Below are 21,973 nucleotides of genomic sequence, written 5' to 3' on the forward strand. Positions count from 1 at the left end.
TAAGGTTAAATATGTGAAAAGGAAGTAATAGAAGATGACAAATTGTCTAGAAGTAAATAATTTGGGGCTATCTATACGAAATGAGGTTATTTTGAACAACATTTCATTTCAAGTTCCTTCTGGGAAAATCACCGCACTAGTTGGTCATAATGGTGCTGGTAAGTCTACTACGATGAAAGCAATAATGGGGTGGCAAGAAAAAAGTGAGGGTGAAATCAAAATTAAAGGTATCAGTCAGGATGATGACTTTTTACAATTTAAAACCCTTTTCTCTTACATTCCAGAAGAACCACTTTTAATGTCAGAATTAACGGTCGAACAGCATTTTCAACTATACGGTTCAAGCTATCTTGTTAGTGAACAAGAATTGAAGGAGAAAATAACTTATTACACAGAAGCTTTTGACATTCGTGATAAGAGAAACGAGTTTCCTGAGTTATTATCAAAAGGGATGAGACAAAAGGTCCAGACAATATGTGCACTAATTCCAGATGTACCTCTACTTTTAATTGATGAACCTTTTATGGGACTAGATATTTATGCTGCACAGTTTTTAATGGAAGAACTAGCAAAGAAAAAAGAAAACGGTACTTCTATTTTAATTACAACCCACCAGTTGGAGAAGGTTACTGACTTGTGTGATGAGTTTGTTTTGTTATCAAATGGACAAATAGCAGAATCGGGTCAAATAACAGGTTTTAATGGGTTAAAAAGGAGAAAGATAGATGAATGACTATCCTTCCTTATTCCATACATACAGATGGATTAGAAAAAATCGTTTTCAAAAGAAGTTGCAAATATACAGGCAGGCTTTGGCCACAGTACTTGACATAACCATTAGTATATATTTATTTTTCTTCCTTATCATAAGTCTAATCGCACTACAGAATTGGTTAAGAGAGTTTGAACCTATTTTCAGCATGTTTGAAAATGTATCTAATGACGTTCTTTTTTTATTGTTTGGTGCACTTATTATACGGGCATTTATTTTTTCCTATAGAAACCCTGGAGTATATGTGACGAGTACGGAATATCAACTAAGCTTGATGCCCTATATAAAGGAACGGATTTGGCTTTATTGCTTAAAAGAAAGGGTTTTAAAGTTAACTTTCATCTTTTTTGTGTTGCATGTTGTCATCTTTTTGCTTACACCATTGTCCTATCTATTCATAAGTAAAATAATTTTTATTATTTGGATTGCCCATATGGCTGGTATTGCCATTCAATGGAGGCTCTTTCAAGATTCAGGTTTTAAAAAAATAGCTAAAATTTTCCTAGTTGTACTCCTTTTTGCATGTATAAGATATATTTTTTTGAGTAAGTTTATTCCGAGTGCAATACTTTTGTGGTTGTTTATCTCTATCGTTACTGTTGGTGCCATTATATTACTCTTTTATAAACCTCTTCGTCATGTAGATTGGGTTAAAGTTGTTAGTTATAGTGATATAAAAGTGTGGAGTATGTACCTAGTAGAGAGTTTGACGAAAGTACCGATAAAACCGCCGAAAAAGTACCAACTGTTTAACAAATTGTTTCATGGAAAAAAAGCCAAGAAACCACTACCTTATGATTTATCCGTTATATCTATAAGGCTATGGAGAGTTTTTTTAAAAGAGCATGGGGATTTATTATTAAAGCTAATTAGTACGATATTTCTCCTTATCATTGGGCTAGGATTACAAGGGAAATGGTTACTTAGTGTATCTATCCCGCTTGCCATTTTTATTATGAATCAAATGGTTGCGAGTTTATTTGCTTATCAGTTTCAACAGCCCATCTTACATGCTTTACCATGGAGGTTCCGACCATGGTTCCAATCTTTTAAAAAATGGTATGTTGTCTTGGTGTTTTTCGTTTCATTGGCAATAGCAGGGATGCTGTTATTCCATCATATAAGTGTTTGGGCGATAGGTTTTCATCTTCTTTTTTATATCCTGTGGATGTATATAGACCTTTTTATTTCTATTTTAGTCAGATCGAATAACATGATAGGATTTTATAGATCATATAGGAGTCTATATCTGTTGCGGTTATCTATGATGGTAGCAATATTTTTCAGCTTAATTAGTATTTGGATTAGCATGATAAGTACCATTCTACTCGTCGCATTTGTGCTAATAAATAATTTGGAAATCAAAGACGTAAATAGTGCCTAGCATTTGAGGATGCTAGGCACTTCGTTGTTATTTTTTACATACAGCTATTCCTAATGGATAATGGACATCTTTTCTAGCTGGATGTGGTTCAATTAATACGCCTTTTTGATAAAAGAACGAAACCTCTGTGTATGCAGTAAATAATGCTCTAAACTCTTCCGGAGTCAATTGGTGAACATGAAATGGGGAACCGCATGGAATATTTCTCCCTTCACCGAACGGAGTGGAAACAATAAGTGTTCCACCAGGCTCTAATAAATGATAGTAATTGTTTAAAAGTACCTCTTCTTCTTCTATGTGCTCTATTGTTTCGAAACTAACAATTGTATGAAATAACCCTAATTTACTTGGAAGGCTTTTGTCAGTAGCATCTTGAATCATGAAACTTGATTTTGGATGATAGTACTTTCCTTGTGCATACGTAATAATGTCTTTATCAATGTCAATCCCGACTATTTCATCAATATCATCTTTGGCCTCTTTAGCTATAAGATGTGTTCCATAACCAGCTCCACAGGAAAGGTCTAGAACTCTTCCTTTTACGTATGGTAGTACAAATTGATAACGAGCAATATGCTCTAATAAAAGCTTATTCATCGGATCCATCAATTCCGGTATCACTCTTTCTCCTGTATCCTTTAACATGTCGCTCACCACCTTTGTATAGTTATTAAGACGATTACAATATTTTTCATCATAACATATCCTATATAAGCTTTGGTTAAGAGAACGAAATCATATATTGTTCTTTTCATCTGGAAATAACGATAACAATGTTTAATTGTAAAAGGTGCTGGGTAAAGATAAAAAGGAAGCATGATTAATAACATCATTGGTTGCTAAGAGGTGATATTTTGGGTCAACGAGAAATTGTTGTATATACTAGCTATGATTGTGTTCAAAGCGAAAAAGTAATAGAGCAATTGGAAAAATGGGATATAGAATATAAAGAAAAAAACGTTTCTAGCAATCATGAACATTTAGAACACTTACAGAGAAAAGGGATTTTTGGAACACCTACAGTATTTGTAGGGGAAGATTATATATTAGGCTTTCAAAAGCAAAATCTAGCTCATAAATTAGGAGTTCATAATAATCATGATGAATAGCAATACTAATTAGCACACCCACCGTTTGTCCCATCATAAAATGTATGAAAAAGGGAATGAACAGGGGGTGTTTTTATGTATAAAATGGGTAGGCAAAATCCGAACATGAATTACTTTCAACCAATGGGTTCTCAGCAATATAACTATCCACAACAATCATTTCCACAAATGAATATGCAACAACCTAATAATAACGCTGTTGGATCTAGCACTCCTTATGAGCAATTTCAAAAACCACCTATGCCTATGGGGTACTTTCCGATGCAACAAGGTAACAATTATGGTGCCAATTCATTTGGACCAAAAAATATGAATGGTTTTATGAAGTATTTTCAAGATCAAAATGGCCAAATGGACTTTGATAAGATGTTTTCGACTGTTGGCCAAATGGCAAATACTTTTCACCAAGTTTCACCTATTGTTAAACAACTCGGTACTTTTATGAAAGGTTTTAAGGCATAAAGAGTGCGGCTATCGTTCCTTACGATAGCCGTGCTTTACTTTGTCCATCGAATCAAAGTGTTTTCGGATAACAAATTCCCTAAGCTATGTTAAAATAGATAGCATTGGCTTATGGAAAGGGTGGAAATCTTGTCGTCGTTAGATCAAACGAAAGCACCGATTCACACGAAATTTTATTACGGATGGATAGTTGTGGCTGTCGCTGCTTTGAGTGTTTTTTTCTCAGGACCAGGTCAAACCTATTCGATTTCAATATTCAAGGATTACTATATTGAGGAATTTCAATATTCCAACTCGTTTGTTTCAGGACTTTATTCTGTTGCCACATTATTAGCAGGATTACTTCTTTTTTTGATTGGGAAATTAACCGACAAATTTGGGCAGCGCATAATGATGACCGTAATAGGTCTGATGCTTGCGATAACGTGTTTTTGGAATAGCTTTATTATTGGACCTGTGATGATGTTTTTAGGATTTTTTATGTTACGTTTATTCGGACAAGGTTCACTTACTCTACTGCCAAATACTCTCGTACCACAATGGTTTTTCGGTAAAAGAGGAAAAGCATTAAGTATTATGGCTATTGGTGGGTTTGTAAGCTCGGCTTTATTTCCACCACTAAACACATATCTTAATAGTACATTGGGGTGGCGTACGACTTGGCTAATTTGGGGCGTGTTATTACTAGTTATCTTTGTTCCAATTGCATTCTTGTTTGTACGAAATAAACCAGAAGATATTGGTCTCCAAATTGATGGGAAACATAGCACGAATAATGTATCATCATCCTTACATATTGAAGTGAATGAAATAAGTTGGACACTTAAAGAAGCAATGAAAACAAAAGCATTTTGGTTTATTTTATTTTGTGTGGGAGTCCCCGCATTGGTCAACACTGGGATTACTTTTCATATTGTTTCCATCATTCAACTTAAGGGACTTGGCGTTGGCGAAGCGTCCATGATTCTAGCATTAATGGCAATAGTAGGTTTTCCGCTTTCTTTTGTATCTGGTTATTTAGTTGATCGCTTTCATGTGAAGTATGTGTTGGCTTTGACCTTTTTAGGACATATTATTTCAATCTTATTTTTATTGCAGCTTTCATCCTTTATAGGTGCTGTTGTCTACGGTGCGGTATGGGGTATTGTTAATGGTTTAGAGCGAATTGTGTTAAGTATTGTATGGCCCAACTACTTTGGTAGGGAACATTTAGGAAGTATTAAAGGGCTAGCTCAATCCGTTATGGTTGTCGGTTCAGCCTTAGGACCACTTCCTTTTGGGTTATTTTTTGATTGGTTTCATGGCTATAATGAAATCCTTATACTTATTATTATCTTTCCGTTAGTAGCTGGAATCTTAGCACTACTATCAAATAAACCGGAGTATAAAAAAACATAATAAATAGCAGCACGAGGTAATTCCCTCCGTGCTGCTATTTTTGTTAACCTCTAAATATCTAATAAGTAAAGGATACAAAGAATATATTGCTAATAAGAGGTGATAGTTTGGTATATTTGGTGTAGGTACATAATCAGTAGTTTGAACTGTAAAAGAAGAGAATATAACTAATACTATTTTACAAGATTGAGGAGTAAACAAAAAAGTCTGGACTTAGCAGATTTCCTGCTAAATTCCAGACCATTTTTCATATCCAATTTGACTTGGAGCGGTATTTGTTTAGAAGAGCAGGTGCTAATGCAAAACCACCTATAAATCCGAAAATGTGGGCGTACTCATTTATGTTCGGACGTAAAAATGTCATAATAAGGGCAATAATGGTAATGACAACAATGATTTGAGTGCTTTGATAATCTAAAATATGCTTTCGGAATACAACGATGAATACATAGACGCCAAACAGCCCGAAAACAGCTCCGGAAGCACCAGCATGTATAACATAGGGTGAGCCTAGCCAAAGTGTGGCTATGTTACCAACAAGGCCAGCAATGACATAAACAACGAAGAACTTTGCTTTCCCTAATAATCGTTCTAAAGCAGGTCCGAAAAGTACGAGAGAGAAAGAATTAAAAATGGTGTGCATTAACCCAAAGTGGAAAAAAATCGCCGTAAATAATCTCCAGTATTCTTGATTGTATGAAATAAGACCGTTGTGGCCAAGGCCTAAATCTCTCAAAACCTGAAAAATGGGAATAGGTAAAAACTCAGTTAATAACCACAAGCCTAGGTTTATGCCTATAATAATACTGACAATTGGATAGAAACGGATAAATTCTTTAAAACTTTCTGTACGAAGAAACATAATATCACCTATTTAATTGGAGTTTTATTACATTATTATACATGTTTATATGGAGAAATGCTTGAACGTTGTTCTTAAATACATAGGTGTGGAAGGTGAAAAGATGATCAAAGGTTTAGGAATCGATTTAGTCGAGTTAAAAAGAATAGAAAAAATAATAAAAAATAATGAGCGATTTTACGAGAAAATTTTAACGAAGCAGGAAAGGGAATTCTTGAATAATATTTCCTCTTGGAAAAGGAAAATAGAATATACAGCAGGTCGTTTTGCTGCCAAGGAAGCCTATGCAAAAGCCTATGGAACAGGGATAGGTAGTGAAGTTTCTTTTTTAGATATAGAAGTGATTTCCGATGATAAGGGCAAACCCGAAATCTATATAAACGGAGAAAAAAGAAAGAATATTCTCGTCTCTATCTCCCATGGAACAGAGTTTGTTATAGCAGAAGTTATTATTCAAGAAGGCTAGTCTGCATATTCGGATGGTTTGTCTCATATTATTTTAGTGCGGGTAGGAGGGAACGATGTGCACATAGTCACCGCAAAGGAAATGTATGAAGTAGATAGCCATACGGTTCAATCTGCTGGTATTGATGGAAAGATTTTGATGGAAAATGCAGGGAGGGCAGTTGCAACAAATATTGAGAAACGAGTAGCTAATACTTGTCGTATTCTTATCTTTACTGGTTCTGGTAATAATGGCGGAGATGGATTTGTAATCGCAAGAACACTTCATTTACGAGGATACCATGTGGAGGTAGTTAGTCTTGTGGATGAAGAGAAAATAAATGGTGATGCCAAATTCCATTACGACATTTTGAAAAAGTTATCCGTGCCATTTCATTTTTACAAAAGTGAAAACCAGCTACGAGGAATATTAGTTCATACAGAAGCTATTGTTGACTGTATGCTCGGTATAGGTGTGAAAGGACACTTGAAATCACCATACAAAGAGGTCGTTGGACAGCTTAACAAGCTATCCATTTATAAGGTAGCGGTTGATATTCCTACAGGTATTCCTGCAGATGAAGGCGTTGAAGTTAAAGATGGTTTATATGCCAATGTAACTTTTTCTATCCAATATCCTAAGATTACAGCTTTTTTGGAAAGGTATGCTTCCTATTATGGGGAATGGGTGCCACTAGATATAGGGTTAATTCCCCCAATAAAACCAAGTTTTGTACAAACCTGGGGAAGAAATAATGTGCAAGCTACATTACCAAAAAGGAAGAGATTTGCCCATAAAGGTACATTTGGGAAAGGATTAGTAATCGGTGGATCGGATGAAATGCCAGGATCTGTAATGATGACTGCGCGGGCTGCGCTTCGTTCGGGAGCAGGACTTATTACAATAGGGACTACCAGACAGAATATTCCAGCTATAGCTTCCTATGTTCCGGAAGCAACTTATAAAACGGTAGATGAAATGGACTTCTTAAGTGATCAATATACTTCGGTTGCTGTGGGGATGGGGTTAGGTCGTACTGAAAAAGCCTTTTCTTTGATAGAACAAGTAATTCGACAAGTAAAAAGTCTCTTACTTCTTGATGCAGATGCCCTTTATTATTTGAAACAGAACCTTTCCTTACTTAAGGAAAGAGAATATCCAACTGTGTTGACACCGCATGCAGGTGAAATGGCCAGGCTTTTAGGGATAACTACTGAAAGGTTGTTATTAAAACCATTTACTTACTCAAAAGCCTTTGCAAAAGAATATAATGTCCATCTTGTTTTAAAGGGGCCATTCACTATTATCACGAATCCTCAGGGAGAGCAGTTCGTTATTACCAATGGTAATGTTGGACTAGCAAAAGGGGGGAGTGGGGATGTGCTAGCAGGAATATTGTTAAGTTTTATGATGCAAGGAGCCTGCTTAATAACGTCTTTATGCAATGGGTGTTGGATACATGGAGCTTCTGCTGATCATTTAATAGAAAATGGTCGATATTCTAAATATGACTTATTAGCAACTGATTTAATGGAAGGAATCGGTAGTGTTTTCCATACATTTTCTTAACTTTTCAGGTGCATATTGTTCCCTTTGTCCTTTGAAATGAGGCAAAGGAGTTGTGAATATGAAGAAAAAACATTTGCTCTGGAGCTTGACTGCACTAATACTAATTCTTCTATTGTCTGCTTGTGGTGAAAAATCTAAACAAGATGTAGTAGATTCCCTTGAACAGAAAGTAGAAGAAATGGATGGCTACAAAGCTCAGGCAAAGATGAATTTAAAAACTGGTGAAGAAGTACAGAGCTACGAAATTGATGTTTGGCACAAGAAAAAAGATTTTTATCGCGTACAACTAAATAACCCAAACAGTGAGAAGGGGAATCAAATCATTCTCCGTAATAATGAGGGTGTATTCGTTTTAACACCAGCATTAAATAAGAGTTTTAAATTCCAAAGCGAATGGCCTGATAACACTAGCCAACCTTATTTATATACTTCATTAGTAAACGACATTTTGAAGGATAAGGAAGCGGAATTTAAGAAAACAGATAATCATTACGTTTTCACAACAAAAACAAACTATCAAAGCAATAAAAACTTACCAACCCAAGAAATTTATTTCGACAAGAAAACATTCAAGCCGGTTATGGTAAAAGTGTTTGATAAGGATTTTACAGCTTTAGTAGAAATCCAATTCTCGGCCTTTGAATTCGATCCTGAATTTGCAGAGGATGACTTTGACACAAAGAAAAACTTAACGAGCAGTATAGCAGAAGTGCCTGCTATGGCTTCAGCCGAAGATCAATCCTTGACGGTTCTTTATCCGTTATACCAACCGGAAGGAACTTCACTCGCTGCGAAAAAAGAAGTAGAATTCGAAAATGGTCAAAGAGTTATTCTTACTTTTGAGGGCGAGAAAAACTTCACTTTAATTGAGGAAAAGTATACGACTTACCCTACAAGTCTATCTCAACCGGTTTCGGTCAAAGGTGAGCCAGTTGATCTAGGATTTACGATTGGTGCAATGACAGAAAAAACACTTGAATGGAGTCACAACAACACAAGATTTTACTTGGCTAGTGAAGACTTAACTAGAGAAGAAATGATTCAAGTTGCGTCATCTGTAGAGGGAAAAGAAATGAAATAAAGGATTATTTTTAAAAAGCAGGCTCATGCTAGTATAGAGTCTGCTTTTTATTCTTTATTTTAAGCCAGGTTCTAATAGATTGTTGTTTTACGCAATAGATGGAAAATGCGACGCAACTTGATATGTGCAAATCCTACCGCTACGGAAATACACTACGCTTTCCACGGGCTCGCGCTGAGCCTCCTCACTCGCACAGAACGCTCGCTGTGGGGTCTCAACGTCTTCGCTGTCCCGTAGGAGTCTACGTGTATTTCCCTCGCTGATCATGTGCTTTGTAACTTGTTATAATTCAAAGTACTGATGTTTGGAAGAAAGTTGAAATATAGCCAAAGTGATAGGTATGGGGATTCTCATAAAATGTCTTGACTTTATGATTATCACTATTCTTGAATCAGAAAATTACTACTAGCGTAGGCAGAATACGTAGACTCCTGCGGGACCGCACGTGTCTGAAGACCCCGCAGCAGCGATTTTCTGCGAGGAGGCTGAGGCCGTGCCCGCGGAAAGCGAAGTATTCTGCCGAAGCGGTCGTATAGCACTCATCAAAATGCAAACCTATAGTTACTTCGTAGTTTAAGCAAACGGCGAAAAAATAACAATTTTTGTTATAGGTTATTTGAAAGAATTGCATCTTTCCGGACATTATTGCTCTTCGCAAAAAGTTTTTATTCGCTCTCTTGGAAGGATGATGAAATAATGCATTTGACACTTCAAACCACTATAGGAATAATAGAAGAAAATAATGTTATGTGTTGAGAGGAGTTCCACACTTGTCATCGCCATATTTCTATAGAGATTCTTGGGTAGAGGTTGACTTACAGTCGATCAAAAGGAATATTGAACAGCTGAAGCGGATTTTACCTAATGGAAAAAAGATATTTGCTGTTGTAAAAGCAAATGCTTATGGACATGGGGATATACAAGTAGCTGAAGCCGCATTATCATCAGGTGTTTATGGTTTAGCCGTAGCTATATTAGATGAAGCAATTAAATTAAGGGATGCGGGAATAAAGGCTCCTATTCTTGTGATGGGATGGGTCAGACCAGAGGACGTATCAGTAGCTATTGAAAAAAATATTATTCTTACTACTTTCCAAAAAGAGTGGGTGAAGACTGCCAAACAGTATGTTAATGGTACCCTTTCTTTACATGTGAAAGTAGATACTGGTATGGGTAGACTTGGAGTGCGTTCTAAAAACGAATTAGAAGAGTTGCTAATGGAGCTTAATGATAAAAAATTTCATATAGATGGTATCTTCACTCATTTTGCTACAGCAGATGAAGATAACATGACTTATTATGATAAGCAAAAGGAGAAATTTAACGAGTTTTTGAATGTACTGGAGCAATATGTTGCACATCCGCTCATTGTCCATTCAAGTAATAGTGCTGCTAGCATACGCTTTCCCAATCAGATGCAGGATGCCGTCAGATTTGGGATTAGTATGTATGGGTTATATCCATCTCCTTATGTAAAAGAGGAAAAGCCAATCCCTTTATCGCCAGCATTTTCCCTTCACAGCAAATTAATTCATGTAAAAAAGTTAAGTAAGGGAGAAAGTGTTAGCTATGGATGTACGTATACAGCTAGTGAGGATGAGTGGGTTGGAACAGTACCACTAGGATATGCAGATGGTTGGGTAAGAAAGTTCCAAGGTTCAACCGTGTTAATTCACGGAAAAAGAATGGCTATAATTGGCCGCATTTGTATGGATCAGTTTATGGTAAAATTGGATAATGCTTATGACATCGGTACGAAGGTTACATTAATTGGTCGCCAGGAAGAGGAAGAAATTTCAGTGGATGAGGTTGCCGATCGTTTAGAAACAATTAATTATGAAATTCCATGTCAAATTAGCTATCGAGTACCCCGAGTTTATAAAGAGAACGATCAGGTTGTTTCCCGTCACAATTATTTATTATGTTAAACAAATTTGTTTAAAATAAAGCATAAATGTGTAAAATTGGAATAAAGATAAAGAAGACTCATTCAGAGTATTTCTTAGTAATATAGAATGTAACAAAAATAGTGGCTATGAAAATGCCCAGAAGGCTTTGCAAAGCAATTATTTGCATGGTATGATTATAGTGGATTTATACATTTGTCAGGTTAAGCAATGTGGAGGTGTATGGGTGTGTCCGAGAGCTCACAAGAAATTGTAATTAAAATGCCAAAGAAAATGGTAAGGGAGCTAGACAATTTGGGGAAGAACGAGGATTGCGACCGAAACGACTTGATTTGCCAAGCTACAAAAATGTATTTGCGTGAAAAGAAAAAACGTGATATCCGAGAATCTATGCGCCGTGGTTATGTGGAAATGGCTAATATTAATCTAAATATTGCATCGGAGGCCTTTCAAGCTGAAGAGGAGGCAGAAAACACCCTGGAGCGCTTAGTGAGTGGGGTGTAACTGTATTGATGGTTAAAAGAGGCGACGTCTTTTTCGCGGATTTATCACCAGTAGTTGGTTCTGAGCAAGGTGGCGTTCGCCCTGTATTAGTCATTCAAAATGATATAGGTAATCGTTTTAGCCCTACTTGTATTGTTGCTGCTATTACCGCGCAAATACAGAAAGCTAAGCTACCGACGCATGTCGAAATAGATGCTAGTAAGTATGGATTTGAACGTGACTCGGTCATATTGCTAGAACAAATACGTACGATAGATAAACAGAGATTAACAGACAATATAACACAATTGGATGAGACATTAATGAAGCGGGTTGATGAAGCTTTACAAATTAGTCTCGGACTTATAGACTTTTAAGCTACTCGAAAATTGAGTAGCTTTTTATTTTTGTACGGAAATAGGAGTCTGGGTAGAATGGTTTAACACTATTGTCTAAAATATAGAAATTTCGCACATTATAGTAGTTGGCTTAATTTGGATTTGAATGGTACATTATAGTAAGAATAGTTTGTTCAATTACTACTGGATATATATTTTCTGTATGATAGAAATGTTATAGGGTACGGACTGTAATAATAGATCAAGATTACGTTCAAAAATGGGAGGGTTCAAAATGGATACGGTTCTACAAGATATAGTATTGGGGAATAGTGACGAAATAGTTAAAAAGTGGATTAATGAAGTGGAGAAAAACTCCGTACATAAATATTCGTTAACAATATCAGAAGAGCTTTTTGATAGTACGAATAGAGAGTTTGTTAATGTTATATTCGTTTCTGTTCAAAATCAAGGTTCAAAAGATGATTTAAAAGATTTTGCAGAACGAATTATTAATTTTGGTTGGCCGTTAAACTACTTAACTGAGGGGATGCAAGCTTTTCGTCGAGTGACGACAAACTTTATTATTGAAAGAAGTGAAACACTTGATGCAGAACGTTTTAAACAAGTGTTGGAAAGTGTAGATGAATGGGTAGACCCGATTGTGAATTTTTTAGTAAGTGAATACTCAGGTAGTTGGGAAAGTACGGTATCCTTACAAAAGGTTGCTCTTCAAGAGCTATCTGCACCATTAATTCCTGTTATGGACGGTATCACTGTTATGCCTCTAATAGGTACAATTGACACCGAAAGAGCAAAGCTTATTATGGAAAACTTGTTAGAGGGAGCAATAAAGCATAATGCAGAAGTAGTACTTATTGATATTACGGGTGTTCCGGTTGTGGATACGATGGTTGCTCACCATATTATTCAAGCTGCAGAAGCTGTACGTTTAGTTGGTTCCACATGTATTTTAGTTGGAATCAGACCTGAAATTGCTCAAACGATTGTAAATTTAGGTATTGATTTAAGCAAATTTCCGACAAAAAGTTCATTACGTAAAGGTTTTCAATCAGCACTAGAAATTACGGATAGAGCAGTAGTGAATCTAAAGGACAAAGGAAATGAAATGGAAAATATGATTGATTCACTCAATAAGGGTTGAAATGATGAGAATTCCAATTTTAAAATTACATAATTATTTATTGATTTCCATACAAATAGATTTGGATGATCAGACAGCTATCCAATTCCAAGAAGATCTTCTGAAGAAAATTCATGAAACAGGTGCGACAGGAGTTGTCATTGACTTAACCTCTGTAGATATAGTTGATTCCTATATTGCTAAAGTATTGGGCGATGTTGTTTCTATGTCTGATCTTATGGGAGCAAAGGTTGTATTAACAGGTATACAACCAGCTGTTGCGATTACTTTAATTGATTTAGGTATCCATTTAAAAGATGTCCCGACTTCACTTGATCTAGAAAAAGGCTTGATCAAACTCAGACAGGAATTGGAGGAATAAACATGAACAACCAATCCTGTATACCAATAAAGAAAGAATGGGACATTGTTGGTGCTCGTCAATATGGAAGAGACATTGCTAAAAACTTAGGTTTTGGCTCTGTTGATCAGGCTAGGATTGCTACTGCTATTTCAGAGCTGGCAAGGAACATTTACCTATATGCCCAAAAAGGTAAAATTTGTTTTGATATTGTTGAAGGGGTAAATAAAAAAGGCATAAAAATTGTTGCTATTGACGAAGGACCAGGTATAGAAGAGATTAGTAAGGTAATGGAGGATGGCTATACAACTTCAGGAGGCTTAGGGGCAGGTTTACCGGGGATTAAACGTTTGATGGATGATTTTGATATAATATCAGAAGTAGGCAAAGGGACGGAAATAACGGTAGTAAAGTGGCTCCGTTAGAGGAGGTTTTGAGTGAGAGTTGGAAAAGTATAAAGAGTTAATGAAACAATACATGTTAACCGAAAATGAAGAAGCATTGTATAAAGCAGAACAATTCAGTAAGCAGTTACTTCAAAAGGACGTATCTCCTGATGAAATTGTGCAAATACATATTGAATCGTTAAAAAGTTTGTACCCTGAATTACCTAAGGAAATGAAACGATCCCTAGACTTTTTGTTAGAAACGATGATAGCATATGGTATAGTACACCAAGAAGCAAGGGATTTAAGGGAGAAACAACTGGAACTAAAATCCGAAATTGAAGTTGCTGCCAATATGCAAGACACCTTGCTAAATACCGTTATACCAGATGTTGAGGTATTAGATATTGGGGTTTTATCTGTTGCGGCAAAACAGATGAATGGAGATTATCATCACTTCATTAAGGATTCAAGTGGTAATGTTGGTGTAGGGATTGCTGATGTTATAGGAAAAGGCATTCCAGCTGCCCTTTGTATGTCCATGATTAAATATGCGCTAGATAGCTTTTCTGATGAACGTTTTTCTCCTAATTCTATTTTGGAGTTATTAAATAGAGTAGTTGAGCGTAATGTAGAAGCGGGCATGTTTATTACAATGTTCTATGGGGTTTATGATATTCACTCGCATGAGTTTACCTACTCTTCTGCTGGTCACGAGCCTGGATTCTTTTATAAGGCGAAAAGTAAGCAGTTTGAAGAAATAGATGCAAGAGGTATAGTATTAGGAGTACAAAATAACGTTTCTTACATCAATTATTCAAAGAGTCTTGAAGTAGGTGATACGGTGCTATTGCTTACAGACGGTGTAACAGAATGTAGACAAGGTGACAGATTTATTGAGCGACAAGAAGTGGTGGATGTTGTACAGAAATATATTCACTTACCAGCTCAACATATTGTTGAAAATGTTTACCGTTATTTTGAACGTCTTCAAGACTTTGACTTAAGAGATGATTTTACGTTAATTATTCTAAGACGAGAAAGATAGAATTTTGTATTTTGATGTTTAACCCATTTTTAAACCGGGTATAAACTAAACGTTAACACAAAAAGATTTGGGGGTTCAGACATGAACTTAACGATTGATGTTTCAAAAAACGAAGATGTTCATGAAGTAAAACTCTCTGGAGAAATCGACGTTTACACAGCACCAAAGCTAAAAGATACATTACTTCCATTGACCCAAGAGAGAGGTTCTACTGTTCATGTTTACTTGGATAAAATCCATTACATGGATAGTACGGGCTTAGGCGTATTCATTAGCGCGCTTAAATCGACGAAAGAGTATGATTCAAAAATACTTCTCATTAATCTTCAAGAGAGAGTATTTAGATTGTTTGATATAACCGGCCTGAAAGAAGTTTTTCAAATAGAAAGCAGTATTAGAGGTGGATTATAATGCAGGAGCCATTTGACTTTATAGAAGTAAAGATACCGGCTAAACCTGAGTATGTAGGGGTTGTCCGCCTTACGATTTCTGGTATTGCTAATAGGGTAGGCTTTTCTTTTGAAGAGATTGAGGACTTAAAGGTAGCTATTTCAGAAGCAATTACAAATACAGTGCAGCACGCGTATCATGAACTAGATGGTGGAGAAGTAACGATTGGGTTCGGGATATATGCTGACCGTTTAGAAGTTATGGTTGCAGATCATGGCGGTAGTTTTAATTTAAAAGAAATTAAGAAAAAAATTGGTCCATATAAATCAACAGAATCTGTAGAAGGGTTAAGAGAAGGAGGTTTTGGTCTCTTTCTTATTGACGCACTAATGGATCGAGTTGAAATAAACAATGAATATGGTGTTATTGTTATTATGACAAAATATCTTCAAAAAAATGAGGTGGGCCGTAATGACGACCAAATCTCAACCACACAGTGATCGTGAAGGTGAAATATACCAGTGGATTAAAGATATTCAAACCAATCCAGCTGACGAAAAAACACAAGAAAATATTGTACTCGAATATAAAGACCTTGTTCATTCCATTGCGAAAAAATATTCAAAAAACAGTTCCATACACGAAGACCTAGTTCAAGTGGGTATGTTAGGTCTTATGGCTGCTATTAGACGTTATGATCCCTCATTTGGTAAATCCTTCGAGTCCTTCGCTATCCCAACAATAATTGGAGAAATTAAAAGGTACATTCGTGATAAGACCTGGAGTGTTCATGTACCTAGGCGTATAAAAGAATTAGGTCCAAAAATTAAAAAGGCTGTTGAACAACTCACAACAACCCTTCAACATTCCCCTTCTATCCGAGAAATATCTGATTACTTAGGTGTTTCCGAAGAGGAAATATTAGAAGCTATGGAAATGGGGCAAAGTTACCGAGCTCTATCTGTAGACCGAAAAATTGAAGCTGATTCTGAGGGTGGAAAAGTTTCCATACTTGATATAGTTGGTGCAAATGAGGCTGGTTACAATCAAGTTGACTACAAAATATTATTGGAAAAGCTTATGCCAATACTGTCAGAAAGAGAGCAAGAAATATTAAAATGCACATACTTTCAAAATATGAGTCAAAAGGATACTGGTGACCACTTAGGTATTTCTCAAATGCATGTCTCCCGTATTCAAAGAAGAGCCTTAAGAAAATTAAGGGAGGCTCTCCAGTCTGATAGCCCGGAGGTTTTATTTTGAAAGAAGCTAAAAATAAAATCCAAATATCCGTTTATCAAAAGGCTAAAACAGGAAATGATTGTTCTGGAGATAGTTTTTTTTATAAAGAAACAGAAGATGAATTTATATGTGTGATAGCTGATGGATTAGGTAGTGGGCAACCGGCAAAAGAATCATCACAAGCAGTCGTAACTACTTTGGAAAAGCATTTTAATAAAACAATTGATTCTATCATTAAAAATTGCAATGACAATTTATATAATAAACGTGGTGCAGTACTAGGTATATTAAAAATGGACTTGCTTAATGGCACCTATAAAATAACATCAATTGGAAACATAGGCATTATCATGCTTCATCAAAATGGAGAGAAAAAAAGGTATATACCAACTGCAGGATATTTGTGCGGTACTCCTGCACGGTATAAAGTCTTTGAAGGAAGGCTTGAACCAGGTCAAACCTTTTTTATGTATTCGGATGGTGTGGAAGAGAAGTTCTTATTAAAAAATTGTATTCAATTAAGTCAATGTGAAGAAGTGACCAAGCATTATAGCGAAATAAATGTAGAAGGTAAAAATGATGACACAACATTAATCGCTATGAAATACGTACATTAAAAAAGTTGTTTGCTCCGTATTTATTTGGAAAAACCCGCCATAAGGTGGGTTTTTTATTGCTTAATTTTGATGACCGTTTTATGTATTATTTCTTTTTTGGTAAAATGTTATAGTATGGCAAATTATAGATAGACCGTCTTGTGAGGAGGCATTTAATGTGGAAGAAAAAAATCAGGAGCAACTTATTATAAAAACAGTGAGCAAGAAAATGGGTATACATATAAATACAATTCAAAAAGTTATTTACTTACTTAAAGAGGGTAATACCGTTCCTTTTATTGCTCGTTATCGAAAAGAACAGACTGGTGGTTTGGATGAAGTCCAAATTAAAGATATTCAAGATCATTATGAATATGGGGTTCAACTAAGTAAACGAAAAGAAGAAGTAATAAGACTAATTGATGAACAAGGAAAACTGACAGAAGAGCTACATACAGAAATCCTAGCTGCTGAACAATTACAAAAAGTAGAAGATTTATATCGTCCCTATAAGCAAAAACGAAGAACAAGAGCGACGATTGCCAAAGAAAAAGGTTTAGAGCCACTTGCTAAGATAGTTTGGGAACAGCAAAATGTTTCTTTTTCAGAAGAAGCTGTGCAGTATTTATCAGAAGAGCATGAACTCCAAAATGTTGAGGATGTTTTGGCAGGGGTAAAGGATATTATAGCTGAATGGATTTCAGATGAACCAAAATATAGGGAAAAAATAAGAAAAGAAACATTCGATCACGGCTTATTATTGACTTCTGTTAAAGATGAAGAAAAAGATGAAAAAGGTATTTATCATATGTATTATGACTTTCAAGAACCTGTTCGAAAGATAGCCTCCCATCGAGTGTTGGCTATGAACCGTGGGGAGAAAGAAGATATCTTAAAAGTAAAAATTCAAGCACCTGAAGATACGATTACTTCTTATTTAAATAAGATGGTCATACAAAAGCCCAACGAAGAATGTCGAATAATACTTGAGGAAGCAACTTTAGATGGATATAAACGTTTGATTGAACCTTCCATTGAAAGAGAATTAAGAAGTTCCTTAACAGAAGAAGCGGAAGAAAACGCAATCAATGTATTTTCAAAAAATTTAAGAAATCTTTTGCTGCAACCACCTCTTAGAGGGAAAACCGTTTTAGGGGTTGACCCTGCTTTTCGGACAGGCTGTAAGCTTGCAGTTGTAGATGAAACAGGTAAAAAACATGAGATTAACGTCATGTACCCAACTGCTCCAAAGAATGATAAGGTTGGGGCGGAGAAAATATTTATGCATATGATTAATAACTACCCTGTTAATCTTATTGCTATCGGTAATGGTACGGCATCTCGGGAAACAGAGCAATTTGTTGCAGATATGATAAAGAAACACCAATTAAATATTGGTTATGTAATAGTAAATGAGGCAGGCGCTAGTGTTTATTCTGCGTCAAAATTAGCGCGGGAAGAGTTTCCGGATTTGCAGGTTGAAGAAAGAAGTGCAATTTCCATCGCGAGACGCCTACAAGATCCACTTAGTGAACTGGTGAAAATTGATCCGAAATCCATTGGAGTTGGTCAATATCAGCACGATGTTAGTCAAAAAAGGCTAAGTGAGTCTTTAACTTTCGTAGTAGAAACGGTTGTAAACCAAGTGGGTGTTAATGTTAATACAGCATCATCTTCACTTTTACAGTACGTGTCAGGCTTGAATAAAACAGTGGCAAACAATATAGTGAAATACCGTGATGAAAATGGGAAAATTGAGAGTAGAGCGCAGCTAAAGGGTGTTCCTCGTTTAGGTGCCAAAACATATGAGCAGGCAATAGGCTTTTTGCGGATAGTTGAAGGTAAGGAGCCGCTTGATCAAACTCCAATACACCCGGAAAGTTACGAACAAACAAAACAACTATTAGCGTTATTAAACCAATCAACTGAACAACTAGGGGAAAAACAGTTAATAGAAGCATTAAAGCAAATTGACGTAAATGAAATGGCTGAAAAATTAAGTGTAGGGAAACCGACATTACAGGATATAGTGGATTCACTCGAAAGGCCAAATAGAGATCCTAGGGATGAGGTCGCACAACCAATCTTAAAAACAGATGTACTCTCAATGGATGATCTTAAAAAAGGTATGGAATTACAAGGTACCGTGCGGAACGTTGTTGATTTTGGAGCATTTGTTGATATTGGTGTAAAACAAGACGGTCTTGTGCACATTTCTAAATTGTCGAATCAATATGTTAAGCATCCACTTAATGTGGTGGCCGTAGGTGATATTGTTACGGTGTGGGTCGATGATGTGAATGTCCAACGAGAAAGAATTGCTCTTACAATGTTAAATCCTCATTCATAGTAGAAAAACCACAGGCACATTTTTGCCTGTGGTTTTTAGGTTTTTATGTTTATCACCAAAATGAATAAATCACTTTTTAAGTATATTTATCAGCAGTGAATCGTTTTCGATAAAAAAACCAACACTGGTTAAGGAGTTTGATTTGATATTTATCCTTTGAACGAAATGCGCTTTCCATTTGATTTAACAACCAGTTAGGCATATAACCCCCTCCAAATCGAATTGTTATCTTTATCTTATGCAGATTTGCCGTTTAGGTTCGTATGTATTATATAGAAGTAAAGTAAAACCTTCCCTAATAAAAACAGAACGTTTTGAGGATAAACTTTGGTTAAATGAAACATCCTAATAGTTGATTGTTATTTTAGGGGTTTAATGTAACAGGGTGAAAAAATCAAGTCTTGTTCATCGAAAGAAAAGTTTGTACAATTATAAGTAGGACTTTCTTAGATGGAGCAAATGGGATGAACAATAAAGAACTAACAGACTTAGTGAATGAGATTTCTATAAAGTACTTCCATAAGAAGTTTGCGGATAAAGCTATTTTTAATTCCCGTTTACAAACAACTGGTGGAAGGTACATGTTAGCGAAGAGAGTAATCGAAATTAATCCTAAGTATCTTGAGGAATTAGGGATGGAGGAGTTAATTGGTATTATTAAGCATGAACTCTGCCATTATCATTTGCACATCGAGGGAAAAGGATATCGCCATATGGATCAAGATTTCAAACAACTACTGGTGCAAACAAACTCACCGAGACATTGTAGCTTTCTTCCTTCGCAAAAAAGGGAAGTAAATCATGTATATAGATGTGTGCAATGTGGTTATACCTATAGAAGAGTGCGGAAAGTAAATGTAACAAAATACCGCTGTGGGAAATGTAAAGGGAGATTAAAAAAGGATTAAAAAAACCATTGACGAATAATCCTGACCGTGTTAAATTAAATAAGCCCCAAGTTAAGGGCCAAAACAAACAAGTAATTTCAAAAAACTTTCCAATAAGCATTGACATCTAACGAAATGTATAGTACGATATCAATCGTCGCGTTTTTAATAAACAAACGCAGACAAATCATTTATGAATATTCCACCGTAGCTCAGTGGTAGAGCAATCGGCTGTTAACCGATTGGTCGTAGGTTCGAGTCCTACCGGTGGAGCCAAATGGAGAAGTACTCAAGTGGCTGAAGAGGCGCCCCTGCTAAGGGTGTAGGTCGTGTAAGCGGCGCGAGGGTTCAAATCCCTCCTTCTCCGCCATTAATGGCCCGTTGGTCAAGTGGTTAAGACACCGCCCTTTCACGGCGGTAACACGGGTTCGAATCCCGTACGGGTCATCCACATTTTCTATGTGCGTCAAACTAAATAGTAGGTCCGGTAGTTCAGTTGGTTAGAATGCCTGCCTGTCACGCAGGAGGTCGCGGGTTCGAGTCCCGTCCGGACCGCCATTAAGCATTGGGCCATAGCCAAGCGGTAAGGCAACGGATTTTGATTCCGTCATTCCCAGGTTCGAACCCTGGTGGCCCAGCCATTTTTTATGCCTTTTTTTCAATCCAAAACTATTATTAGTATCTTCATTAATAGAATGGAAACATATTAGTAATATATTTAAATCATCTTGAGCCATTAGCTCAGTCGGTAGAGCATCTGACTTTTAATCAGAGGGTCGGAGGTTCGAATCCTCCATGGCTCACCACACTTAGCGGGTGTGGCGGAATTGGCAGACGCGCTAGACTTAGGATCTAGTGTCTTATGACGTGGGGGTTCAAGTCCCTCCACCCGCACCATTTAATTGCTGTGTTTCATAGCAATTTTATTTTTTTCGTTTTGTTATGCGGTCGTGGCGGAACGGCAGACGCGCTAGGTTGAGGGCCTAGTGGGGGTTAACCCCGTGGAGGTTCAAATCCTCTCGACCGCATTAAAGCTTCTGAAAAGAAGTTTTAAAAAACTATTGCAAAATAATTTATGGTATGTTACAATATATTTTGTCGCTAAAAAAATGCGCCCGTAGCTCAATTGGATAGAGCGTTTGACTACGGATCAAAAGGTTAGGGGTTCGACTCCTCTCGGGCGCGCCATTAGCTCGGGAAGTAGCTCAGCTTGGTAGAGCACTTGGTTTGGGACCAAGGGGTCGCAGGTTCAAATCCTGTCTTCCCGACCATCTTTTATCAACTTCATAATGCGGGTGTAGTTAAATGGTATAACCTCAGCCTTCCAAGCTGATGTCGTGGGTTCGATTCCCATCACCCGCTCCATTATATTTGGGGCCTGTAGCTCAGCTGGTTAGAGCGCACGCCTGATAAGCGTGAGGTCGGTGGTTCGAGTCCACTCAGGCCCACCATTACAAACTATTGTAATGTGGAAGAACTCTTTTGAACTTTGAAAACTGAACAAAATAACCAGTACGTCAATTCGCTATTTTTTAAATAGCAAAGCAACAAAACGAGTTACAAGGATGTCAGCATCCAATATTTATTGGAGAGTTTGATCCTGGCTCAGGACGAACGCTGGCGGCGTGCCTAATACATGCAAGTCGAGCGCGGGAAGCAAGTGAATCCCTTCGGGGTGAAACTTGTGGAACGAGCGGCGGACGGGTGAGTAACACGTGGGTAACCTGCCTGTAAGACTGGGATAACTCCGGGAAACCGG

Annotated in this window: 24 protein-coding genes, 12 tRNA genes and 1 rRNA gene; 34 read left to right on the forward strand and 3 right to left on the reverse strand. The window is 36.7% G+C overall.

What is annotated here, in order from left to right; genetic code table 11:
• Window positions 1-34: 34 nt before the first annotated feature.
• Complete coding sequence (locus tag HNQ94_RS12965) at window positions 35-733, forward strand: ABC transporter ATP-binding protein (RefSeq protein WP_174496733.1); 699 nt, start codon at window positions 35-37, stop codon at window positions 731-733.
• The gene (locus tag HNQ94_RS12970; protein ID WP_174496732.1) at window positions 726-2,156 is read left to right on the forward strand and encodes a hypothetical protein; all 1,431 of its coding nucleotides are present in this window, start codon (window positions 726-728) and stop codon (window positions 2,154-2,156) included. The genes HNQ94_RS12965 and HNQ94_RS12970 overlap by 8 nt, the downstream gene beginning before the upstream one ends.
• Window positions 2,157-2,183: 27 nt before the next feature.
• Here HNQ94_RS12970 and HNQ94_RS12975 read toward each other — a convergent pair whose 3' ends face one another.
• A complete protein-coding gene (locus HNQ94_RS12975; RefSeq protein ID WP_174496731.1) occupies window positions 2,184-2,801 on the reverse strand; it encodes a class I SAM-dependent methyltransferase in 618 nt (205 codons plus the stop codon).
• Between the two features lie 209 nt (window positions 2,802-3,010).
• Here HNQ94_RS12975 and HNQ94_RS12980 point away from each other — a divergent pair, with 209 nt between their 5' ends.
• The 3 genes from HNQ94_RS12980 (at window position 3,011) to HNQ94_RS12990 (ending at window position 5,125) form a co-directional block, all read left to right on the forward strand.
• The gene (locus HNQ94_RS12980) at window positions 3,011-3,265 is read left to right on the forward strand and encodes a glutaredoxin family protein (protein ID WP_174496730.1); all 255 of its coding nucleotides are present in this window, start codon (window positions 3,011-3,013) and stop codon (window positions 3,263-3,265) included.
• Between the two features lie 75 nt (window positions 3,266-3,340).
• A complete protein-coding gene (locus HNQ94_RS12985; RefSeq protein WP_174496729.1) occupies window positions 3,341-3,727 on the forward strand; it encodes a YppG family protein in 387 nt (128 codons plus the stop codon).
• Window positions 3,728-3,847: 120 nt separating this feature from the next.
• The gene (locus HNQ94_RS12990; RefSeq protein WP_311771630.1) at window positions 3,848-5,125 is read left to right on the forward strand and encodes an MFS transporter; all 1,278 of its coding nucleotides are present in this window, start codon (window positions 3,848-3,850) and stop codon (window positions 5,123-5,125) included.
• Window positions 5,126-5,372: 247 nt separating this feature from the next.
• Here HNQ94_RS12990 and HNQ94_RS12995 read toward each other — a convergent pair whose 3' ends face one another.
• On the reverse strand, window positions 5,373-5,987 hold the full coding sequence (locus HNQ94_RS12995) for a rhomboid family intramembrane serine protease (protein ID WP_174496727.1): 615 nt from the start codon (window positions 5,985-5,987) through the stop codon (window positions 5,373-5,375).
• 103 nt (window positions 5,988-6,090) lie between these two features.
• Here HNQ94_RS12995 and acpS point away from each other — a divergent pair, with 103 nt between their 5' ends.
• The 15 genes from acpS to HNQ94_RS13070 all read left to right on the forward strand — a co-directional run bounded on the left by acpS (window position 6,091) and on the right by HNQ94_RS13070 (window position 19,327).
• On the forward strand, window positions 6,091-6,453 hold the full coding sequence (acpS, locus tag HNQ94_RS13000) for a holo-ACP synthase (protein WP_174496726.1): 363 nt from the start codon (window positions 6,091-6,093) through the stop codon (window positions 6,451-6,453).
• Window positions 6,454-6,510: 57 nt separating this feature from the next.
• Window positions 6,511-8,001: an NAD(P)H-hydrate dehydratase gene (locus HNQ94_RS13005; RefSeq protein WP_174496725.1), complete on the forward strand. Its 1,491-nt coding sequence runs from the start codon at window positions 6,511-6,513 to the stop codon at window positions 7,999-8,001.
• A gap of 58 nt (window positions 8,002-8,059) precedes the next feature.
• Window positions 8,060-9,082, forward strand: a complete 1,023-nt coding sequence (locus tag HNQ94_RS13010; RefSeq protein WP_174496724.1) for a LolA family protein — start codon at window positions 8,060-8,062, stop codon at window positions 9,080-9,082.
• A 770-nt stretch (window positions 9,083-9,852) separates the two neighbouring features.
• Window positions 9,853-11,010 carry an alanine racemase gene (gene alr / locus HNQ94_RS13015; protein WP_174496723.1) on the forward strand — a complete coding sequence of 386 codons (1,158 nt, stop codon included), beginning with the start codon at window positions 9,853-9,855 and terminating at the stop codon, window positions 11,008-11,010.
• Between the two features lie 201 nt (window positions 11,011-11,211).
• Window positions 11,212-11,493, forward strand: a complete 282-nt coding sequence (locus HNQ94_RS13020) for an antitoxin (RefSeq protein ID WP_174496722.1) — start codon at window positions 11,212-11,214, stop codon at window positions 11,491-11,493.
• Window positions 11,494-11,498: 5 nt separating this feature from the next.
• The gene (locus HNQ94_RS13025) at window positions 11,499-11,849 is read left to right on the forward strand and encodes a type II toxin-antitoxin system PemK/MazF family toxin (protein WP_174496721.1); all 351 of its coding nucleotides are present in this window, start codon (window positions 11,499-11,501) and stop codon (window positions 11,847-11,849) included.
• Window positions 11,850-12,105: 256 nt separating this feature from the next.
• Entirely contained in the window at window positions 12,106-12,975 is an 870-nt protein-coding gene (gene rsbRA, locus HNQ94_RS13030; protein ID WP_174496720.1) for an RsbT co-antagonist protein RsbRA, read from the forward strand.
• A 4-nt stretch (window positions 12,976-12,979) separates the two neighbouring features.
• Window positions 12,980-13,336 (forward strand): STAS domain-containing protein, encoded by a 357-nt coding sequence (gene rsbS, locus HNQ94_RS13035; RefSeq protein ID WP_174496719.1) that lies wholly within the window; start codon window positions 12,980-12,982, stop codon window positions 13,334-13,336.
• A gap of 2 nt (window positions 13,337-13,338) precedes the next feature.
• Complete coding sequence (locus tag HNQ94_RS13040) at window positions 13,339-13,740, forward strand: anti-sigma regulatory factor (protein WP_174496718.1); 402 nt, start codon at window positions 13,339-13,341, stop codon at window positions 13,738-13,740.
• A gap of 19 nt (window positions 13,741-13,759) precedes the next feature.
• Entirely contained in the window at window positions 13,760-14,749 is a 990-nt protein-coding gene (locus HNQ94_RS13045; protein WP_260400936.1) for a PP2C family protein-serine/threonine phosphatase, read from the forward strand.
• A gap of 81 nt (window positions 14,750-14,830) precedes the next feature.
• Window positions 14,831-15,160, forward strand: coding sequence for an anti-sigma factor antagonist (locus HNQ94_RS13050; protein ID WP_174496717.1), 330 nt, complete (start codon window positions 14,831-14,833; stop codon window positions 15,158-15,160).
• A complete protein-coding gene (rsbW, locus tag HNQ94_RS13055) occupies window positions 15,160-15,639 on the forward strand; it encodes an anti-sigma B factor RsbW (RefSeq protein WP_174496716.1) in 480 nt (159 codons plus the stop codon). The genes HNQ94_RS13050 and rsbW overlap by 1 nt, the downstream gene beginning before the upstream one ends.
• A complete protein-coding gene (gene sigB / locus HNQ94_RS13060; RefSeq protein WP_174496715.1) occupies window positions 15,611-16,402 on the forward strand; it encodes an RNA polymerase sigma factor SigB in 792 nt (263 codons plus the stop codon). Before rsbW ends, sigB begins: the two co-directional genes overlap by 29 nt.
• Entirely contained in the window at window positions 16,399-16,998 is a 600-nt protein-coding gene (locus HNQ94_RS13065) for a PP2C family serine/threonine-protein phosphatase (RefSeq protein ID WP_174496714.1), read from the forward strand. Before sigB ends, HNQ94_RS13065 begins: the two co-directional genes overlap by 4 nt.
• A gap of 157 nt (window positions 16,999-17,155) precedes the next feature.
• Entirely contained in the window at window positions 17,156-19,327 is a 2,172-nt protein-coding gene (locus HNQ94_RS13070) for a Tex family protein (protein WP_376697749.1), read from the forward strand.
• 76 nt (window positions 19,328-19,403) lie between these two features.
• Here HNQ94_RS13070 and cmpA read toward each other — a convergent pair whose 3' ends face one another.
• On the reverse strand, window positions 19,404-19,529 hold the full coding sequence (cmpA, locus tag HNQ94_RS13075) for a cortex morphogenetic protein CmpA (RefSeq protein ID WP_174496713.1): 126 nt from the start codon (window positions 19,527-19,529) through the stop codon (window positions 19,404-19,406).
• 262 nt (window positions 19,530-19,791) lie between these two features.
• Here cmpA and HNQ94_RS13080 point away from each other — a divergent pair, with 262 nt between their 5' ends.
• The 14 genes from HNQ94_RS13080 to HNQ94_RS13145 form a co-directional block, all read left to right on the forward strand.
• Window positions 19,792-20,235, forward strand: coding sequence for a SprT family protein (locus HNQ94_RS13080; protein ID WP_174496712.1), 444 nt, complete (start codon window positions 19,792-19,794; stop codon window positions 20,233-20,235).
• 180 nt (window positions 20,236-20,415) lie between these two features.
• Window positions 20,416-20,490 (forward strand) — tRNA-Asn (locus tag HNQ94_RS13085).
• Window positions 20,491-20,493: 3 nt separating this feature from the next.
• Window positions 20,494-20,584 (forward strand) — tRNA-Ser (locus tag HNQ94_RS13090).
• 5 nt (window positions 20,585-20,589) lie between these two features.
• Window positions 20,590-20,661 (forward strand) — tRNA-Glu (locus tag HNQ94_RS13095).
• A 34-nt stretch (window positions 20,662-20,695) separates the two neighbouring features.
• A tRNA-Asp gene (locus HNQ94_RS13100) sits at window positions 20,696-20,772 on the forward strand.
• An 8-nt stretch (window positions 20,773-20,780) separates the two neighbouring features.
• Window positions 20,781-20,855, forward strand: a tRNA-Gln gene (locus HNQ94_RS13105).
• Between the two features lie 89 nt (window positions 20,856-20,944).
• Window positions 20,945-21,020, forward strand: a tRNA-Lys gene (locus tag HNQ94_RS13110).
• A gap of 6 nt (window positions 21,021-21,026) precedes the next feature.
• Window positions 21,027-21,111 (forward strand) — tRNA-Leu (locus HNQ94_RS13115).
• Between the two features lie 47 nt (window positions 21,112-21,158).
• Window positions 21,159-21,242, forward strand: a tRNA-Leu gene (locus HNQ94_RS13120).
• Between the two features lie 83 nt (window positions 21,243-21,325).
• Window positions 21,326-21,402, forward strand: a tRNA-Arg gene (locus HNQ94_RS13125).
• Between the two features lie 6 nt (window positions 21,403-21,408).
• Window positions 21,409-21,485 (forward strand) — tRNA-Pro (locus HNQ94_RS13130).
• Window positions 21,486-21,505: 20 nt separating this feature from the next.
• Window positions 21,506-21,579, forward strand: a tRNA-Gly gene (locus tag HNQ94_RS13135).
• Window positions 21,580-21,588: 9 nt separating this feature from the next.
• Window positions 21,589-21,665: transfer RNA gene (locus tag HNQ94_RS13140), tRNA-Ile, on the forward strand.
• Between the two features lie 131 nt (window positions 21,666-21,796).
• Window positions 21,797-21,973, forward strand: a 16S ribosomal RNA gene (locus HNQ94_RS13145); the annotation flags it as partial.

The organism is Salirhabdus euzebyi, from assembly GCF_014207435.1.
GTDB classification, from domain to species: domain Bacteria; phylum Bacillota; class Bacilli; order Bacillales; family Alkalibacillaceae; genus Salirhabdus; species Salirhabdus euzebyi.

What these genes read in the sequence shown, in the direction of transcription:
- HNQ94_RS12965 (WP_174496733.1), top strand. Translation starts at nt 35, where the DNA reads ATGACAAATTGTCTAGAAGTAAATAATTTGGGGCTATCTATACGAAAT.
- HNQ94_RS12970 (WP_174496732.1), top strand. Translation starts at nt 726, where the DNA reads ATGAATGACTATCCTTCCTTATTCCATACATACAGATGGATTAGAAAA.
- HNQ94_RS13010 (WP_174496724.1), top strand. Translation starts at nt 8,060, where the DNA reads ATGAAGAAAAAACATTTGCTCTGGAGCTTGACTGCACTAATACTAATT.
- HNQ94_RS13080 (WP_174496712.1), top strand. Translation starts at nt 19,792, where the DNA reads ATGAACAATAAAGAACTAACAGACTTAGTGAATGAGATTTCTATAAAG.
- HNQ94_RS13040 (WP_174496718.1), top strand. Translation starts at nt 13,339, where the DNA reads ATGAACAACCAATCCTGTATACCAATAAAGAAAGAATGGGACATTGTT.
- acpS (WP_174496726.1), top strand. Translation starts at nt 6,091, where the DNA reads ATGATCAAAGGTTTAGGAATCGATTTAGTCGAGTTAAAAAGAATAGAA.
- sigB (WP_174496715.1), top strand. Translation starts at nt 15,611, where the DNA reads ATGACGACCAAATCTCAACCACACAGTGATCGTGAAGGTGAAATATAC.
- HNQ94_RS12975 (WP_174496731.1), bottom strand. Translation starts at nt 2,801, where the DNA reads ATGTTAAAGGATACAGGAGAAAGAGTGATACCGGAATTGATGGATCCG.
- HNQ94_RS13050 (WP_174496717.1), top strand. Translation starts at nt 14,831, where the DNA reads ATGAACTTAACGATTGATGTTTCAAAAAACGAAGATGTTCATGAAGTA.
- HNQ94_RS12995 (WP_174496727.1), bottom strand. Translation starts at nt 5,987, where the DNA reads ATGTTTCTTCGTACAGAAAGTTTTAAAGAATTTATCCGTTTCTATCCA.
- HNQ94_RS12985 (WP_174496729.1), top strand. Translation starts at nt 3,341, where the DNA reads ATGTATAAAATGGGTAGGCAAAATCCGAACATGAATTACTTTCAACCA.
- rsbRA (WP_174496720.1), top strand. Translation starts at nt 12,106, where the DNA reads ATGGATACGGTTCTACAAGATATAGTATTGGGGAATAGTGACGAAATA.
- rsbS (WP_174496719.1), top strand. Translation starts at nt 12,980, where the DNA reads ATGAGAATTCCAATTTTAAAATTACATAATTATTTATTGATTTCCATA.
- cmpA (WP_174496713.1), bottom strand. Translation starts at nt 19,529, where the DNA reads ATGCCTAACTGGTTGTTAAATCAAATGGAAAGCGCATTTCGTTCAAAG.
- HNQ94_RS13020 (WP_174496722.1), top strand. Translation starts at nt 11,212, where the DNA reads ATGGGTGTGTCCGAGAGCTCACAAGAAATTGTAATTAAAATGCCAAAG.
- rsbW (WP_174496716.1), top strand. Translation starts at nt 15,160, where the DNA reads ATGCAGGAGCCATTTGACTTTATAGAAGTAAAGATACCGGCTAAACCT.